This is a genomic window from Nitrospira japonica, from assembly GCF_900169565.1.
Lineage (GTDB): Bacteria > Nitrospirota > Nitrospiria > Nitrospirales > Nitrospiraceae > Nitrospira_C > Nitrospira_C japonica_A.
Window position 1 is genome coordinate 3,443,623 of sequence record NZ_LT828648.1, and the last position, 15,967, is coordinate 3,459,589.

At 60.7% G+C, this 15,967-nt stretch carries 19 protein-coding genes and 1 tRNA gene; 11 read left to right on the top strand and 9 right to left on the bottom strand.

Going from position 1 to position 15,967, the window contains the following annotated elements:
• Positions 1-4 precede the first annotated feature (4 nt).
• The 6 genes from hemB to NSJP_RS16350 all read right to left on the bottom strand — a co-directional run bounded on the left by hemB (position 5) and on the right by NSJP_RS16350 (position 6,190).
• The gene (gene hemB, locus NSJP_RS16325) at positions 5-976 is read right to left on the bottom strand and encodes a porphobilinogen synthase (protein WP_080887914.1); all 972 of its coding nucleotides are present in this window, start codon (positions 974-976) and stop codon (positions 5-7) included.
• Positions 977-980: 4 nt separating this feature from the next.
• On the bottom strand, positions 981-1,373 hold the full coding sequence (locus NSJP_RS16330) for a CBS domain-containing protein (RefSeq protein WP_080887915.1): 393 nt from the start codon (positions 1,371-1,373) through the stop codon (positions 981-983).
• Between the two features lie 39 nt (positions 1,374-1,412).
• The gene (gene cobA / locus NSJP_RS16335; protein ID WP_080887916.1) at positions 1,413-2,975 is read right to left on the bottom strand and encodes a uroporphyrinogen-III C-methyltransferase; all 1,563 of its coding nucleotides are present in this window, start codon (positions 2,973-2,975) and stop codon (positions 1,413-1,415) included.
• On the bottom strand, positions 2,972-3,919 hold the full coding sequence (gene hemC, locus NSJP_RS16340; RefSeq protein WP_080887917.1) for a hydroxymethylbilane synthase: 948 nt from the start codon (positions 3,917-3,919) through the stop codon (positions 2,972-2,974). Before hemC ends, cobA begins: the two co-directional genes overlap by 4 nt.
• 103 nt (positions 3,920-4,022) lie before the next feature.
• The gene (gene hemA / locus NSJP_RS16345) at positions 4,023-5,387 is read right to left on the bottom strand and encodes a glutamyl-tRNA reductase (protein WP_080887918.1); all 1,365 of its coding nucleotides are present in this window, start codon (positions 5,385-5,387) and stop codon (positions 4,023-4,025) included.
• Between the two features lie 2 nt (positions 5,388-5,389).
• Positions 5,390-6,190, bottom strand: a complete 801-nt coding sequence (locus NSJP_RS16350; protein ID WP_080887919.1) for a cytochrome C assembly family protein — start codon at positions 6,188-6,190, stop codon at positions 5,390-5,392.
• 63 nt (positions 6,191-6,253) lie between these two features.
• Here NSJP_RS16350 and rsmI point away from each other — a divergent pair, with 63 nt between their 5' ends.
• Positions 6,254-7,057, top strand: coding sequence for a 16S rRNA (cytidine(1402)-2'-O)-methyltransferase (gene rsmI / locus NSJP_RS16355; protein WP_080887920.1), 804 nt, complete (start codon positions 6,254-6,256; stop codon positions 7,055-7,057).
• Here rsmI and NSJP_RS16360 read toward each other — a convergent pair.
• From NSJP_RS16360 to NSJP_RS16370, 3 genes are all read right to left on the bottom strand, one after another.
• Positions 7,054-7,296, bottom strand: coding sequence for a sulfurtransferase TusA family protein (locus NSJP_RS16360; RefSeq protein WP_080887921.1), 243 nt, complete (start codon positions 7,294-7,296; stop codon positions 7,054-7,056). The genes rsmI and NSJP_RS16360 overlap by 4 nt on opposite strands.
• Before the next feature lie 202 nt (positions 7,297-7,498).
• Positions 7,499-8,260, bottom strand: coding sequence for a hypothetical protein (locus NSJP_RS16365; protein WP_080887922.1), 762 nt, complete (start codon positions 8,258-8,260; stop codon positions 7,499-7,501).
• A gap of 208 nt (positions 8,261-8,468) precedes the next feature.
• Positions 8,469-8,555: transfer RNA gene (locus tag NSJP_RS16370), tRNA-Leu, on the bottom strand.
• Between the two features lie 184 nt (positions 8,556-8,739).
• Between NSJP_RS16370 and NSJP_RS16375 the strand changes: the two genes are divergently transcribed.
• The 10 genes from NSJP_RS16375 (at position 8,740) to pyrH (ending at position 15,957) form a co-directional block, all read left to right on the top strand.
• Complete coding sequence (locus NSJP_RS16375; RefSeq protein WP_172834406.1) at positions 8,740-9,021, top strand: Fe(2+)-trafficking protein; 282 nt, start codon at positions 8,740-8,742, stop codon at positions 9,019-9,021.
• Positions 9,022-9,172: 151 nt separating this feature from the next.
• Positions 9,173-9,640, top strand: a complete 468-nt coding sequence (locus NSJP_RS16380) for a bifunctional nuclease family protein (protein ID WP_080887924.1) — start codon at positions 9,173-9,175, stop codon at positions 9,638-9,640.
• 1 nt (position 9,641) lies between these two features.
• Positions 9,642-10,142, top strand: coding sequence for a bifunctional nuclease family protein (locus NSJP_RS16385; protein ID WP_080887925.1), 501 nt, complete (start codon positions 9,642-9,644; stop codon positions 10,140-10,142).
• Positions 10,143-10,176: 34 nt separating this feature from the next.
• The gene (gene rplM, locus NSJP_RS16390) at positions 10,177-10,605 is read left to right on the top strand and encodes a 50S ribosomal protein L13 (protein ID WP_080887926.1); all 429 of its coding nucleotides are present in this window, start codon (positions 10,177-10,179) and stop codon (positions 10,603-10,605) included.
• A gap of 54 nt (positions 10,606-10,659) precedes the next feature.
• A complete protein-coding gene (gene rpsI, locus NSJP_RS16395; RefSeq protein ID WP_080887927.1) occupies positions 10,660-11,052 on the top strand; it encodes a 30S ribosomal protein S9 in 393 nt (130 codons plus the stop codon).
• 81 nt (positions 11,053-11,133) lie between these two features.
• Positions 11,134-12,198, top strand: a complete 1,065-nt coding sequence (argC, locus tag NSJP_RS16400; protein ID WP_080887928.1) for an N-acetyl-gamma-glutamyl-phosphate reductase — start codon at positions 11,134-11,136, stop codon at positions 12,196-12,198.
• 17 nt (positions 12,199-12,215) lie between these two features.
• Positions 12,216-13,439 carry a bifunctional glutamate N-acetyltransferase/amino-acid acetyltransferase ArgJ gene (gene argJ, locus NSJP_RS16405; RefSeq protein ID WP_080887929.1) on the top strand — a complete coding sequence of 408 codons (1,224 nt, stop codon included), beginning with the start codon at positions 12,216-12,218 and terminating at the stop codon, positions 13,437-13,439.
• A gap of 229 nt (positions 13,440-13,668) precedes the next feature.
• Positions 13,669-14,442, top strand: a complete 774-nt coding sequence (gene rpsB, locus NSJP_RS16410; RefSeq protein ID WP_080887930.1) for a 30S ribosomal protein S2 — start codon at positions 13,669-13,671, stop codon at positions 14,440-14,442.
• Positions 14,443-14,638: 196 nt separating this feature from the next.
• Positions 14,639-15,235: a translation elongation factor Ts gene (gene tsf / locus NSJP_RS16415; protein WP_080887931.1), complete on the top strand. Its 597-nt coding sequence runs from the start codon at positions 14,639-14,641 to the stop codon at positions 15,233-15,235.
• Positions 15,232-15,957 (top strand): UMP kinase, encoded by a 726-nt coding sequence (pyrH, locus tag NSJP_RS16420; protein WP_080887932.1) that lies wholly within the window; start codon positions 15,232-15,234, stop codon positions 15,955-15,957. The genes tsf and pyrH overlap by 4 nt, the downstream gene beginning before the upstream one ends.
• The last annotated feature ends 10 nt before the right edge of the window (positions 15,958-15,967 follow it).

Sequence of the window (15,967 nt, forward strand, 5' to 3'; positions counted from 1 at the left end):
GGCGTCAGTCAAGCAACCTGACGGCGTCTTTTGCGAAATACGTGAGGATCAGATCGGCCCCCGCCCGCTTGATGGCCAGCAACGATTCCATCATCGCGCGGCGCTCATCGAGCCAGTCGGCCTTCGCCGCCGCCTTGATCATGCTGTATTCGCCGCTGACCTGATAGGCGGCAATCGGAAGATCGGTGAAGGCCCGTGCCGCGGCAATGATATCGAGATAGGGCAGCGCCGGCTTGACCATGACGATGTCCGCGCCTTCTTCGATGTCGAGCGCGATTTCCCGCAAGGCTTCGCGGCGGTTGGCCGGATCCATCTGGTAGGACTGGCGGTCGCCGAACTGGGGGGACGAGGCCGCCGCGTCCCGAAACGGCGCATAGAAGCACGAGGCGAACTTGGCCGCATAGGCCATGATCGGCGTATCGGGAAAACCGGCTGCGTCAAGTTCCGTTCTGATGGCGGCCACGCGCCCGTCCATCATGTCCGACGGCGCCACGATATCGGCCCCGGCCTGTGCGTGAGTCCGCGCCATGGCCCGCAGACAGTCCAAGGTTTCGTCGTTGACGATCCGCCCGTCCTTGACGATGCCGCAATGGCCGTGACTCGTATATTCGTCGATGCAGACGTCGGTCACCACGATCAGATCCGGCACCTTGTCCTTCACCGCTCTCACCGCCCGTTGCACGATGCCGTCGGGATCGAATCCCGAACTCCCCCGCTCATCCTTGCGGTCGGGAATCCCGAACAGGATGACCGCCGGAATGCCCAATCCGAAGATCTCACCCGCCTCCTTGATCAGGAGATCGATCGAGCAGCGGAACTGACCCGGCATCGAGGCAATCTCCTCGCGCCGTCCTTGCCCCTCGACGATGAACATGGGGTAGATGAGATTGGAGGGGGACAGCGATGTCTCGCGGACCATCCGCCGGAGCCCGTCGCGCTGCCGAAGCCTGCGCAGCCGCTGGATGGGAAATGCCATCGTGTTATTTCCTCGGCAGGTTCGTCAGGAAGACGACCAGATCGCGCACGGAGATCATGCCGACCAGTTTCCCCTCTTTCGTGACGCCCAAATGTCGAAGATGGCTCTGCGCCATCAGATCATTGGCATCGAGCAATGTCTTGCTCTCTTCGATCGTCATGATGGGCGCCGACATGATCTGCTCGACGGTGGTCTTATGCGTGTCCGCCCCGGCCGCCACCACCCGGCGCACCATGTCGGTGTCGGTGATGATCCCGATGATTTCTTTCCCGTTCGTGACGAAGAGGCTGCCAATACCGCGGTCTCTCATGATGCGCCCCGCGGTTTGTACGTCGGTATCGCGCTCCACGGTCACGAACTTGTCCTTCGGCACCATGAATGATTTAACCGGAACCATAAAGAAAGCCCTCCCAATGAAAATTAACGATCCATACCATTATGGCGACGCCGAGGCGACCTGCGCAGAGCCGGCGAAATGCCGCACGATCGCCTCTGCCAATGCGGGCACCGTATTTTCCTCCGGAACGACGGCGACGGAAAAGCCGTATTCTGCGGCGGTATCGGCAGTGATTGGCCCGATGCATCCTATCGGAACAGGCTCCATCAGGCGCTTGGCCGCCGCGGCCCCTCCCATGAGATCCACAAAATTGCGGACGGTGGACGAGCTCGTGAACGTGACCATGTGAATCCTGCCGCTTTCGATCTCCTCCTTGAACCAATCCAGCGCCGCAGTAGGAGCAACCGTCCGATAGACGGGAATGACGTCGACCCGGGCCCCCATCTCCGTCAACCGCTCCGGCAGAATTTCGCGCGCGGCTTCCGCCCGGGGGATCAGCACCCGCGTCCCGCGGATCGCCTCCTTGCCGAGCGCGTCCAGAAGGCCTTCCGCTTGGTACTGTGCCGGAATCAGATCCGGCACGATTCCATGGACTTCCAACTCGCGCGCGGTTCTCGGACCGATCGCACAGACGCGAAGATGGGACAGGGCGCGCGCATCCTTGCCCGCCGCGCGCAGACGATTCATGAACGGAGCGACTCCGTTGACGCTGGTCAGAATGAGCCAGCGATAGTCCCCCAAGCGGCGGATCGCCTCATCCAACGTCTTCCAACTATCCGGCGGCACGATTTGAATGGTCGGTACGACGACCGGCTCCGCTCCGTAGGTGGACAGCACCTGCGTGAATTCGCCGGCTTGGCTTTCTGGACGAGTGACGGCGATCCGCTTCCCGAACAGCGGCCGTCGCTCGAACCAGTTTAACCGGTTGCGCAATCGCACGACGTCACCGATGACAATCACGGTCGGCGGTTCAAACTTCGCCGCCTCCGCCTTCGCCACGATGTCACGGAGCGTGCCGCTGATCGTGCGCTGATCGGCTCTCGACCCCCATCGGATGGCGGCGACGGGCGTATCCGCCGCGCGTCCTTGTTCCATCAACCGTGCAACGATCGCCGGAAGTGTCTTCATCCCCATCAGGAACACGAGCGTGCCCGGGAGCATCGCCAGCTTCGTCCAGTCCAGATCCGTCTCAGGCTTGGAGGGATCTTCATGGCCGGTAACGACCGTGACCATCGACGCCAGCGTGCGGTGCGTGACGGGAATGCCGGCATAGGCCGGCACGGCAACGGCTGCACTGACCCCCGGCACCACCTCAAAGTCGATCCCGGCGGCCGCCACCGCTTCGGCCTCCTCCCCCCCACGGCCGAACACGAACGGATCTCCTCCCTTCAGACGGACAACGACTTGACCCGCCTTCGCCCGCTCGATGAGAACACGGTTGATGTCCTCTTGTTTCTGATAACGCCCGCGACCTCTCCGACCGACATAAATGCGCTCGGCCCGTTCGGAAACAAACCGGAGCAAGGCGGGGTTGGCGAGATAATCGTACAGAACCACATCGGCCTGCTCAAGACACGCTTTCCCTTTGATCGTCAACAGGCCGGGATCCCCCGGACCGGCGCCGACCAAGTAGACTTTTCCCGATGACGCGCCGCTCGTCATGCTTTGCCGTAAATCGACTGGAGGATTCTGTCGCCTCCGCGAGCCAAGACCCGTTCCCCCACGCGAACTCCGAGAGACTCCGCCTCTTCCGCCGCACCCTCGGCTCGTTCACGGACGATTTCCTTTCCGTCCAGACCGGCTACGAGCGCGTCGATCGACACTCGGGCCCCGTGCATCGTCGCGTACGCGGCGATCGGAACCTGGCAGCCCCCCTGCAAGCGGCGAAGGAGCGCCCGTTCAGCCATGACGGTCGTCCTGGTTTCCCGATCTTCCATCCCGCTCAACAACGAACGGACAAAGTCGTCATCCTCCCGGCCTTCGATACCGAGCGCGCCTTGCCCGATGGCCGGAAGACAGGTCTCAAAATCCAGGAGTTCGGTGATTTCTTTCGCCCATCCCAAGCGCCGGAGTCCGGCCGCCGCCAATACGATCGCGTCATACTGGCCTTCGCGCAGTTTTCGCAACCGCGTATCGAGATTCCCTCTGAGCATCTCGATCGAAAAATCCGGTCTGACCCGCAGCAATTGCGCTTGGCGGCGGAGACTACTCGTTCCGATCCTCGCCCCATGCGGCAGATCCTTGAACGACCGGCCATCGCGGCTGATCAACGCATCTCTGGGATCTTCCCGACGCGGAACGCACAGCAACGCCAAACCGGGCTGCAATTCGGCCGGAACGTCTTTCATGCTGTGTACGGCCAGATCGATCTCACGGTGCAGCAGCGCTTCCTCGATCTCTTTGACGAAGAGTCCCTTGCCGCCGATCTTGGCCAGAGGCACATCGAGGATTTTGTCTCCGGAAGTCTGAATGCGGCGCAACGTGACGTCGACGTCCGGCGCGAGTTCCTTCAACCTCGCTTGCACCCATTCACTCTGGCAGACGGCCAATTTGCTGCCTCTGGTACCGAGCACGAGTCTCGACCGGGCCTGCGTCAGGGGCGTCATACCTTCCGCTCGCGGCTGCCCGGCGTAACTCCAGGCCCCGTCCTTTCCGCCGCTCCATCCGGCGCGGGCTTACGCCGGGAGTTCTCCTGTTGTTGTCGGCGGATCACGGCGTATTCCTCCCCGTCCGTTGCGTTGGCTCCGTTTCCTCGCCGGCCTCCTTGAGCAGAGTGGAGGCCGAACCGTTGACTCCCTGCAATTCCGCGTCGGTCAAGTTGAAGAACCGCCTGGCCGCTTCGACGAATGCGGCCCCGTCGGCGGATGCGACCTCCGTTTTCAACGTGACCATGGTATGGTGAATGAGCTTGTTGACGATGGACGAGGCCATGCCCTCGACCAATTCTCGCTCCTGCGGCGACAGGTGCGCGAGCCGGCCGATGGCCTTCTCGACCTCCGACCGCCTGATATCCTCCGCGCGCGTCCTCAGCGCCACGATGGTCGGCGTCACTTCGAGCGAGCGAAGCCACTGCTGGATGATTCCGACTTCATCGACGACCATGCGCTCGGCCTTCTCCGCTTCCTGGACCCGCTCGCCTTTGTTGCGCTCGACGCGCAACTTCAGATCGTCGATATCGAAGAGAAACGCATTGTCCACATGACGTACGGCCGGATCGATATTGCGCGGGACCGAAATGTCGATGAGAAACATCGGCCGGTTCATTCGCTGCTTGACCGCCCGCTGCACGTCCTCGGCGCCGATCAGATAATGCGCGGCTCCGGTCGATACGAGCACGATGTCCGCGGAGGCCATGTCCTCCCGAAACTGCTCGAACAGGATAGCTGTGCCGCCGAAACGGTCGGCCAGCTCGATTCCATGCTGCGGATTCCGGGTGGTCACGCACACGTTGCGGACGCCGTTTGCGATGAAATGCCGGGCCGCCAGTTTCGCCATTTCTCCGGCGCCGACCAACAGCACCGTCTTGTCGCTCAAGTCGGAGAAGATTTTCTTCGCCAACTCGACCGCCGCGTAGCTGACGGACACGGCCATTTCCGAGATCTTCGTCTCCGTCCGTACGCGTTTCGCGACGGAAATCGCCTTCTTGACCACTTTGTTCAGAATCAAACCCGTGGCCTTGTGGGCAAGAGCGGCATCAAACGCGTCCTTGATCTGCCCGAGAATCTGGGATTCCCCCACGATCATGGAGTCCAGACTGGACGCAACGCGGAACAAATGAGCAATCGCACGGTCCCCGGTCTGCCAATAGAGATGCGGCGTCAACTGCTCCGACGACAAGGACATGTGCGCATCGGCCAGAAACTCTTGAATGCGGCCGTAGCCCACGTCCAATTCATCGACGACGGCATACACTTCGACGCGGTTGCAGGTGCACAGCAGCATGCCTTCGCGCACGCCGGAATAGGAACACAATCTCCCCAGCGCTTCGCCGAGCCGGCTTTCCGGAATCGCGAGCTTTTCCCGGATCTCCACCGGGGCGGTCTTGTGGCTGAGTCCGACGACGACGATATGCATGGTCAGGACACGGCTCCGGAACTCTTGATGGCCACTCCAACCAACGTCAGAATCACGCAGGCAAATCCGATGATCGTCAAATACGCCGCCCGCTTGGCCCGCCATCCCACGGTCAACCGGCCCACGAGCACCACGAAATAGAACAACCAGGTCACGATGGCCCATGTCTGCTCGGGATTCCAATTCACATACGCTCCGCGGGCGAACTCGGCCGAGATGGCGCCGGTGACGATCCCGAGCGTGAGCAGCGGGAACCCGAACACGATCGACTGTTGATTGAGTTCATCCAGAAAATCCAAGGCGGGCAGCTTGCTGTAGAGTACGTTGAAACGCTTGGACTTGAGAAGTCCGTCTTGAATCAGATACATGACACCCGCGACAAAGGCCACAGCGAAACCGACCGTTCCCAGCATGCTGAGAGTGACGTGCACCCACAAGGTCCGGAATACCGGCTGTAGCGTGGGAGCAGTTTCCGGCAAGGCAGCGGCGGAAACCAGCGACACCAGCGCCAGGGGGAGAATGAAGGACCCCAGGACATGTAATCGATGCCGAAACTCGACGACGAGGAAAACCAGGATCAGCATCCAGGAAAAGAACGACAAGGCCTCCTGAAAACTTGGCGGCGACGCGGTTGTCCCGACCATCCTGGCCACCAACGCCAGCGTATGGGTGACGAAGCCCGTTGCCGTAATGCTGAGCGCGACCGTGGACAATGCTTCAGAGCGCCGCAACAATAGGGCGAGAAATACCATCGTCGCCGTAAAGTACAGCGCCATGGTGACCATGAAAAACACGGCGGCCATAGCGGAGCTATCCTCGCAACTTGTAAGGGCAAAACCCTGACTTTTAAACGGAGAATTATATCGATGAGGGCAGAAGGGAGTCAACCAAAGAGCTCGCGGATAAGCCCCGCCCCGGCAACTCCGAAACCGGGAACCCTGTATGTTCTCGGCACTCCCATCGGTGATCCCGACGACATTACCATCCGCGCACTGCGTGTCTTGAAGACGGTTCCGATCATTGCGGCGGAAGATCCTCGGGCTACCCAGGCGCTGTTGGCGCACCACGGCGTCACAGACGGGATCGCCGGTACCGTCACGAGTTATGGGCCGGGAAACCTCGAAGAAAAAATCCCGCTGCTTCTTCGCCGGCTCGAATGCGGAGAGGACGTCGCGTTGGTTTCAGATTGCGGAATGCCGGTGATCCACGATCCCGGCTGCAACCTGATTGCGGCAGCCCAGCAAGCCGGGATGCCGGTAACATGTCTTCCCGGACCGTCGGCGCTCACGGCGGCAGCTGCTCTGTCCGGATTCTCCGCCGACCGTCTCGTGTTCGACGGACGTCCGCCGAGGGCCCGGCGGCAGCTCATACCGTTTCTTCGGCAGCGGTGTAGGGATCGAAGCGCCTCGATCTTCTTCGTCGAGGAACGGGACCTCGCACCCATGCTCGAAGTTCTCGCCGCCATATGGCCGGTCAGGATGATCGTCCTAGCGCAGAACCTGACGATGGAAGACGAATCGATTCGACGAGGAACGGCGCGCTCGCTGCTCGAATTGGGAATTCCCATACTTCGGGGAATACACAGGAAACTGAACACGACCCTCGTCGTGGAAGGCACGACAACCACGCTGCGGCCGGCAGGCCGGCGGAAGGCCGGGAGGTCCGCCTAGTCGTCTCCGCCTTTGCGGATGACGACACGATGCATCTGCTCGGTCTGCTCCTGTGAGACGATCGTATGACCTTCGTTGCGAAGGCTTTGAGGAACGTTTCTGATCGGCTCACCGTCATCCAGGAGGATGGCCAGCACCTCGCCCTCCTCCATGGTATCCAGCTTGAGCTTGGTCTTGACGAAATTAAACGGACAGCTTACGCCTCTGAGATCCAGTTCCGCATCCGGCCGCACTGTCATATCGACCTCGCTTCGCGCAACTCAGTCATCATTCGTTTCACAGCACGGTGATCGGCGTCGCATCCCCAAAGAGGATGCCCGTCTCACTGAGCCTGTTCCATGGAGTTGAACGAGGCCACGTTGTCGTCGGGTCACTTCCAGGAAATAAAAAGGGGCAGCTTGCGCTGCCCCTTTCGACTTGTACGACTCGGCTCGAACCGGTTTACTGCAGACCCTTGACGAGGTTCGGCTTGGCCACATCCGTTCCGTAATCAGACTTGTTCGGCATCTTGGTCTCAGGAGCCACGGTGTTGTAGCCCCAGCCCGGCTGTGGTTCGCAGTTCCAGCAGGGCGCCGCACCGGTGAACTCGCTGACGCCAGTGGTCACGGTGCCGGTCGCAGTGCCGGGCAACACACCACCCACCGGTCCTCCGGACACGCTTCCGCTGTTCGTATTGATCCCGCGCTCGGTCATCGGATTCGGGCGCTGCCCGAGTCCGCCGAAACCGGCCAGCTTCTCATTGCCGCGAAGCACGGTGACCTCACGAACCAACTTGCGACCAGTGCCGTAAGGCTGGTTCGCACTGGTCTCTTCAACGGCCATGATCATGACGTCGTCCCCGGTCTCGATGGTTCGCATCTGATCCATGTTCGTCCGGTCATCGAGATAGACCGTCCGATACACCATGGATCCTGCGCCAGCGCGTCCCTCATCGTGAGAGCTCCCGCCGCTTTCCAGATGCAGCTTCTTGCCGGGAATATCGATGCCCAATATCCGGCCATACACCGTTTCAGGCTGCGACAGCCGATCAAGGAATTGCTGACGATCGAACGTGGTTACGCGGGTGCTGGACCCTGACACGTCACCCACTCCTTCGCCGACGCCCATACCGGACTGGTTGGACTGCAAGCGTTCCTGGGCCATGGATACACTCACGGAGCCGACAAGAAGAACTGCCGCTCCTAGTGCCAACACGTTACGCATGTGCTGCCTCCTTGGTGAGTTAGAGATAAGTAATGAAGTAAATGACGGACGCAAAGGACGAAAACTCTCGAAACATGAAGATGTTGAAATACGTATGATCATATCCCTAGCGGGCGGACTATAGGCCACATCCGAACACAAGTCAAGGGGGATCTCGTTCCTTGGAACGCGAGATGTAGCGTATTGAGCCTCACTGCTCCCGTCCATCTGGTGCCCGGAGGGAGGGTCGAACTCCCACTCTCTTGCGAGAACCGGATTTTGAGTCCGGCGCGTCTGCCAGTTCCGCCATCCGGGCATCACGTGTCTGCAACAAATCGAAGGGCGCCTCTTCTAACATGACGCCATCCAAGGGTCAATCATCCGTTATCTGTCTCTACACATAGTCGGCCCGTGCACCGCGTCCCTCTTTCATCCGATCAACTCGGATGCTAGAATCTCTCACGAGGGCCGTTTCTTTTTTTGAGGAGGATGTTGCGATCATGACCGAGGTGCAATGCGTCACGTGTGGACAAAGCGGAGAAGCGATCACCGATCCCCTGTTCATGGGGAAACTCGAAACGGAAATCAAATCCAAGGTGTGCAAGCCCTGCTGGAAAAAGTGGGAGGCCATGCGAGTGATGGTCATCAACGAATACCAGGTCAATCTCGGGGACGAGAGCGGCCGCGAGCTGGTCAAGAAGCAGATGAAGGCTTTTCTGAAAATCGGCGGCGAGCCGACGGACACGAGCAAGTTGGACCAGAATTATCGACCGCAATCGTGAAGCGATCTCCCGACTCTCCTCGACGATCGTTCCGCCGTGCTCGCCGGATTCTTCCGAGATCCGGCCGACTTCGTTGACAGGCCAAAAACGGAAATGATAAAGTCCCCTGCTTCTTGTCCGTTTTCGGAATCGAAAACGGCGGGAGGTCATTATGATCACGCAAATGCACCTCAAAGGGTTGATGTTCGACCCATATAATAACGCCTACATCGTGGTGCTCCGCGATGAGGACGGTTCCGAGATGCTGCCGATCTGGGTCGGAAAATCCGAGGCCAACTCGATCAGCATGGCCTTGGAAAACGTGGGCCCGCCCCGCCCGATGACTCATGACTTCATGAAATCGTTTCTCGATGCCTACGATGCCAAACTTCTGAGCGTCGTCATTACCGATCTGGCCGACCACACGTACTTCGCCAAGATTCACCTGATGTATGGCGATTCGGAATACACGGTCGATGCGCGCCCGAGCGATGCCATCGCCTTGGCCCTCCGTTCCCAGGCCCCGATCTTCGCAAAGGAATCCGTGCTGACGAAACAGAGTTCCGAGGAACTCGAGCAATGGCTGGAAAATCTGAAGCCGGAAGACTTCGGCAAATTGGACTCCGGAGAAGAGAAGTGAGATGAGCCAGAGCGACGTGCCGCAGAACCAGCCGCTCGTGGAGTATCAGATCGACCGCGTGGTCGACGAGACCAGCACCGAAACCAGGATCGTGGTCCTCTCCCGAAAGGACGGCGATCCCGACGCGTTTCCGATCTGGATCGGCGCAGCCGAGGGTCACGCCATCAAGCTGGCATTGGACGCCACCGTCACCCCGCGCCCGATGAGCCACGATCTGATCAAGAGCTTCGCGGGGCACCTGGGCGTCACGGTCCACCGCGTGGTCATCTCGGACGTCCGGAACAGCACGTACTATGCCTCCGTCCATCTGGGCAACAACGGAGTGGAGCGTACGCTCGACGCGCGGCCGAGCGATGCCCTGGCGTTGGCCGTGCGGGTGCAATGCCCCATTTATATCGCGCAGGATGTCCTGTCGCGGCGGAACACGGCCAACCTGGACGCATGGCTCGTAAAGTTGGAGTCGAAGCGCATCGGTGCGCAGCCCGAAGTCCGCGAGATCTGAATCATTACTTCGACCTGAAGGAGCGAAACGAACAATGTCGACGTATCTACAAAATCCGATGGACGTGCAGGAAAAATGGTATCTGGTCGATGCGGAAGGTAAGACCTTGGGACGCTTGGCGGCTCGTGTCGCGGCCATCCTCCGCGGCAAGCATCGCCCTACGTTTACGCCCAACGTGGACATGGGCGACCACGTCGTGATCGTGAACGCGGAGAAAATCCATCTCACCGGCGACAAGCTGGAAACGAAGCTCTACCGCACGCATTCGGGCTACCCCGGCGGTTTGAAGACGTCGACGGCCAAGCATGTGTACCGCAAAGACCCCACGCGGTTGCTGACGTCGGCGATCGAAGGCATGCTGCCGAAGACGCCGCTGGGCAAGCATATGGCGAAAAAGCTCCGCGTGTATGTCGGCACCACGCATCCCCATCTAGCTCAGCAGCCGGAGACGATCACGCTCTAACCCACATGGAAACGACTTCGATATTCTGCTAACTCAAGAAGGAGGCACGGCAGTATGGCAGCGGCAATGCAATATGCGACGGGACGGCGGAAATGCGCGATCGCGCGCGCCTGGGTGACAGGAACCGCCGGCGATATTACGGTCAACGATCAACCACTGGAAAAGGCCTTTCCACGGTTGACTCTCAGGCAGATCATCCAATTGCCGCTCGAACTCGCCGGCGTCTCGGGAAAGTTTTCAATCAAGGCGACCGTGCACGGCGGCGGACCGACGGGACAGGCTGGCGCGCTTCGCCATGCCATCGCGAGGGCGCTCGTGGAATTGAGCCAGCCGCTTCGCGCGCCGCTCAAGAAGGAAGGACTGCTCACGCGAGACTCGCGCGTCAAAGAACGTAAGAAATACGGCCAAAAGGGCGCGAGAAAACGGTTCCAGTATTCCAAGCGCTAAATTGCCGGAGCCGGCATCGAAAAAAGGGAAGGCTCGCGGCCTTCCCTTTTTTATGTCCGCCGTCGTGCGCGCGAGAAACACATGAAGAAAATCCGCGTCGGGATCGCAGGAGCCAGCGGCTACGCCGGTGCGGAACTGCTGCGACTGGTCGCGCTCCATCCGCAACTCGAGCTGGCGACCGTCACCTCGGAAAAATCGGCCGGAACGGCCGTGGGCTCGGTCTTCCCGAGCCTGGCCGGCCTCGTCAGCCATTCGTTTCAGTCCCTCGCCCCGGAGACCTTGCTGGCGGACGCGGATGCCGTCTTCCTCGCGCTGCCCCATACGAAATCGCTCGATCCCGTCGCCGCCTGCATGAAAGCCGGCAAGCCCGTCGTGGATCTCAGTGCCGATTACCGGCTGAAAAATCCCGCCGTTTACGAACAGTGGTATCAGACTCCGCATCGCCATGCGCACCTCTTGAAAGATGCGGTCTATGGCCTCCCGGAATTGCATCGCGACGCCATTGCCAAGGCACGGCTGGTCGCCTCGCCCGGCTGCTATCCGACGGCGGCGATTCTGCAGTTGGCCCCGCTGTTCGCGCACGATCTCGTGCAACCGGACACGATCGTGATCGACGCCAAGTCCGGCATCTCGGGCGCCGGACGAAGTCCCGCTCTGCTGTACCACTTTCCGGAGGCCCATGAATCCCTGGAGCCGTACAAGATCGGCCAGCACCGTCATATTCCGGAAATTGAGCAGGAGCTGAACGCATTGCTTCCGGGGAATCCGGCCTCGAACAAGCCGGCGTCGATGGTCGCCTTTACGCCTCATCTCGTCCCGATGAACCGCGGAATCCTGAGCACCGCCTACTGTCGCCTGAAACACCCCGCAGCGCTGGCCGACCTGCGCGCGCTCTACCGGACGTACTATAAAGGAGCCTCCTTCGTGAGGCTGTCCGACGATATCGTCCCCAATCCCCGCTACATCAAGGGATCGAACTATTGCGACATCGGCGTCTATGCCGACCAACGCGCCGGATGGGTGGTCACGGTTGCCGCCGTCGACAACCTCGTCAAGGGCGCGGCCGGCCAGGCGATTCAAGCGATGAACCTCATGTTGGCGCTGCCAGAAGACATGGGCCTCACGGCTCCCGCCGCCTACCCCTGATCCGAATCGTCACCTCCATGTCCACGGAAACCGCCAAGTCCAAGCACAGCCAGGGCGTCACGGCCCCCAAAGGGTTTCGTGCGGCCGGAATCCATTGCGGCATCAAGAAGCCCGGCCTGCTCGATCTGGCTCTCGTGGTCTCGGATCGGCCCGGACCGATCGCCGGAGTGTTCACGAACAATCAGGTGGTCGCCGCGCCGGTCGTCCTCGACCGTCAGCATTTGCGCAACGGCGTGGGACGCGCGATCCTGATCAACAGCGGTAACGCGAACGCCTGTACGGGGCCAGCGGGTTTGGCCGCCGCCCGCCGCACCGCCGCGGCGCTGGCAAAGCGCTTGAACGGTCCGTTGCACGAGGCATTCATCGGATCCACTGGCGTGATCGGACGCCGCTTGCCGGTTGAACGGATTCTCCGGAGTCTTCCCGAGTTGGTTCGGCAACTGAGTCCCCGCGGCGGGTTGTCCGCCGCGAAGGCGATCATGACCACCGACCTTCGTCCCAAGTCGGCGGCACTCCGCGCCGATATCAATGGAGCTGTCGTCACGATCGGCGGCATGGCGAAGGGTTCCGGCATGATCCATCCGAACATGGCGACGATGCTCGGCTATCTGACCACGGATGCCGCGATCGCGAGCAGGACCCTGCAGACGGCCCTGATTGAGGCGGTGAACGCCTCGTTCAATTGCATCTCGGTCGACGGTGACACCAGTACCAACGATACGGTGCTCTGCCTGGCCAACGGTCTGGCCGACAACCGCGTCATTCGGGAGGGCACGGCAGGCTATCGCCGCTTTACCGACCTGTTGACGGAAGCCTGTCGAACGCTGGCCCTGGCGATCTGTCGCGACGGTGAAGGCGTCACCAAGGTCGTCAAGATCGAGGTCGCGGGCGCGCGCACCGTGGAAGAGGCCCGCCAGGTTGCCCGCACGATCGGCACCTCCAATCTCGTGAAAACGGCGTTTTTCGGCGAAGATGCCAATTGGGGCCGGGTAATGGCCGCCGTGGGACGGTCCGGAGTCCCAATCGTTCCTTCGAAAATCGCCTTGTCCTTCGATGGAATTGCCATGGTCAGCAAAGGCGTCGGACTCGGTCTAGCCGCCGAACGCCGCATTGCCCGGGTCTTTCGGCGCAAGGAGTTCACCGTCCGGGTGGAGTTGGGCCAGGGGCGCCACGAGGCGCAACTGTGGACCACCGACCTGTCCTTTGATTACGTCCGCATCAACGCCAGCTATCGCTCATGAGCGGACGCGATCGTCCCACGTTCATCTTGTAATGCCAGAAACAATCTGCTACTGTTCCAAGGCTTTGGGGCCGAAGAAGCAAGCTGCCGGTACGCGTATTTCTGCGAGCCGGACCACGAAACAAATTCACATCGACGCGAGGAAGCGTCGCTCGGCTTGAGAATAAGGGGGCTGGTCCCCCTCGCTGGTTTCGGCCGGCGCTCTGCAAGCCTTGAGGGGAGGTGAAGGCATGGGAGTGATCGCGATCAAGGAATTGTTGGAAGCCGGTGTCCACTTTGGCCATCAGACCAATCGGTGGAACCCGAAGATGAAGAAGTTTCTCTTCGGCGAGCGGAACGGTATCTACATCATCGACCTGCAGCAGACCGTCACGCGCATGGACGACGCCTATGCCTTCGTCCGTGACACCGTCGCGTCGGGCCAAACCATCCTGTTCGTCGGCACGAAGCGTCAGGCCGCGGAAATTCTCCAAGAGGAAGCCGTGCGGGCCAACATGTTTTACGTGAACCAGCGCTGGCTCGGCGGCATGCTCACCAACTTCCAGACCATTCGCCGCAGCATCGACAAGATGAAAAAGATCGAGGGCATGCTGGCCGACCCGGCCCAGCACGGCCTGACGAAAAAGGAAATCTCGCAGAAGCAAAAAGAACTCGTCAAACTGCAAAAGTTCCTCACCGGCATCAAGAACATGCGCGGCCTTCCCGGCGCCGTGTTCATTCTCGACACCAGGATCGAGCGGATCGCGGTGCAGGAGGCCACGCGCTTGGATATCCCGGTCATCGCGATTGTGGACAGCAACTGCGACCCCGACCATATCACCTACCCCATTCCGGGCAACGATGACGCCATCCGCTCCATCAAGCTGATCACCTCGAAGATCGCCGAAGCCTGCATCGAAGGCAACCATCTTCGGACCCAGCGCGAAGAAGCGGAGTTCCAGTCGAGCCCGGCTGGAGACGACAAGGTCGGTACCGCCACGTTGGCCGCGGCTCCGGCATCCTGAGATCGCGGCACCCTTCTCCGCGGGATATTCAGCAGCACGTTGCCGTGTCCGCTTTCCGATCCGGAACGCCGGGGGTCTCACGTCCCTCCGCGACGGAACCGGGACCGGCCTCGCGCCGTGCGCGGCCGCCGGGCCGGACCGGCAGGATTGGACAACAGTTTCACTTCATTCACCGTCGAGCAAAGGACTGTCAAGCATGGCTGGTTCAAGTCAACTCGTCAAAGAACTCAGGGAGAAAACGGGTGCCGGAATCCTCGATTGCCAAAAGGCGCTCCAGGAAAACGGCGACGACATCGAAAAGGCCGTGGACTATCTGCGGCAGAAAGGCCTCGCCGCCGCCCAGAAGAAGGCGGGCCGCGAGACCAACCAGGGCCTGATCCATGCTTACATCCACATGGGAGGCAAGATCGGGGTGCTGATCGAAGTCAATTGCGAAACCGATTTCGTGGCGCGCAACGAGGAGTTCAAGGCCTTCGTCAACGATCTCGCCCTGCAGATCGCCGCGGCCAAACCGCAATATGTCCGGCGGGAGGACGTCCCGACCGCCACCGTCGACAAGGAGCGCACGATCTATGAGGGCCAGGCCAAGGAAATGGGCAAGCCGCCCGCCGCATGGCCCAAGATCGTGGAAGGCAAGCTTGAGAAATTCTTTCAGGAGAGCTGCCTGATCGAACAGGCGTTCATCAAGGACCCGGCGGTGACCGTGAAAGACCTGCTGTCGCAGAAGATCGCCAAGATCGGCGAGAACATGAACATCCGGCGCTTTACCCGCTTTCAATTGGGCGAATCATGACCTCGACCAACTATCGGCGCATCCTCCTGAAAGTCAGTGGAGAGATGCTGGCCGGTGAGCAGGGTTACGGCATCCAGCCTTCAGTCCTGGAAGGGCTCGCGTCGGAGATCGCCTCCGTCGTCGCGCTCGACATCGAAGTGGCGGTCGTCATCGGCGGAGGGAACATCTTCCGCGGCATCGCCGCCAGTGCCAGCGGCATGGAGCGCGCCTCGGCCGACTACATGGGCATGCTGGCCACCGTCCTCAACGCGCTCGCCCTGCAGAATGCGTTGGAACGCGCCGGCGTCATGACCCGCGTCCAATCCGCCATCGAAATGCGCCAATTGGCCGAGGGATATATCCGACGGCGCGCGATCCGCCACCTGGAAAAGAAACGCGTCGTCATCTTCGCCGGTGGAACCGGCAACCCCTACTTTTCGACCGACACCGCCGCTGCGCTCCGCGCCATGGAAATCGGAGCCCAGGTCATCATGAAGGGCACCAAAGTCGATGGCATCTACGACGCGGACCCCGTGAAAAATCCCAACGCCAAGAAGTACCAGGAAATTTCCTTCCTCGCCATCCTGAACCAAAATCTGAAGGTCATGGACGCGACCGCCATCAGCCTGTGCATGGACAACAGCTTGCCGCTGATCGTCTTCAGCCTCAAGCAGCAGGGAAATTTCAAGCGCGTCGCCACGGGCGAGCCGCTCGGCACGCTCGTCACCGCCGAGCGCCACTAACGATTGGGAG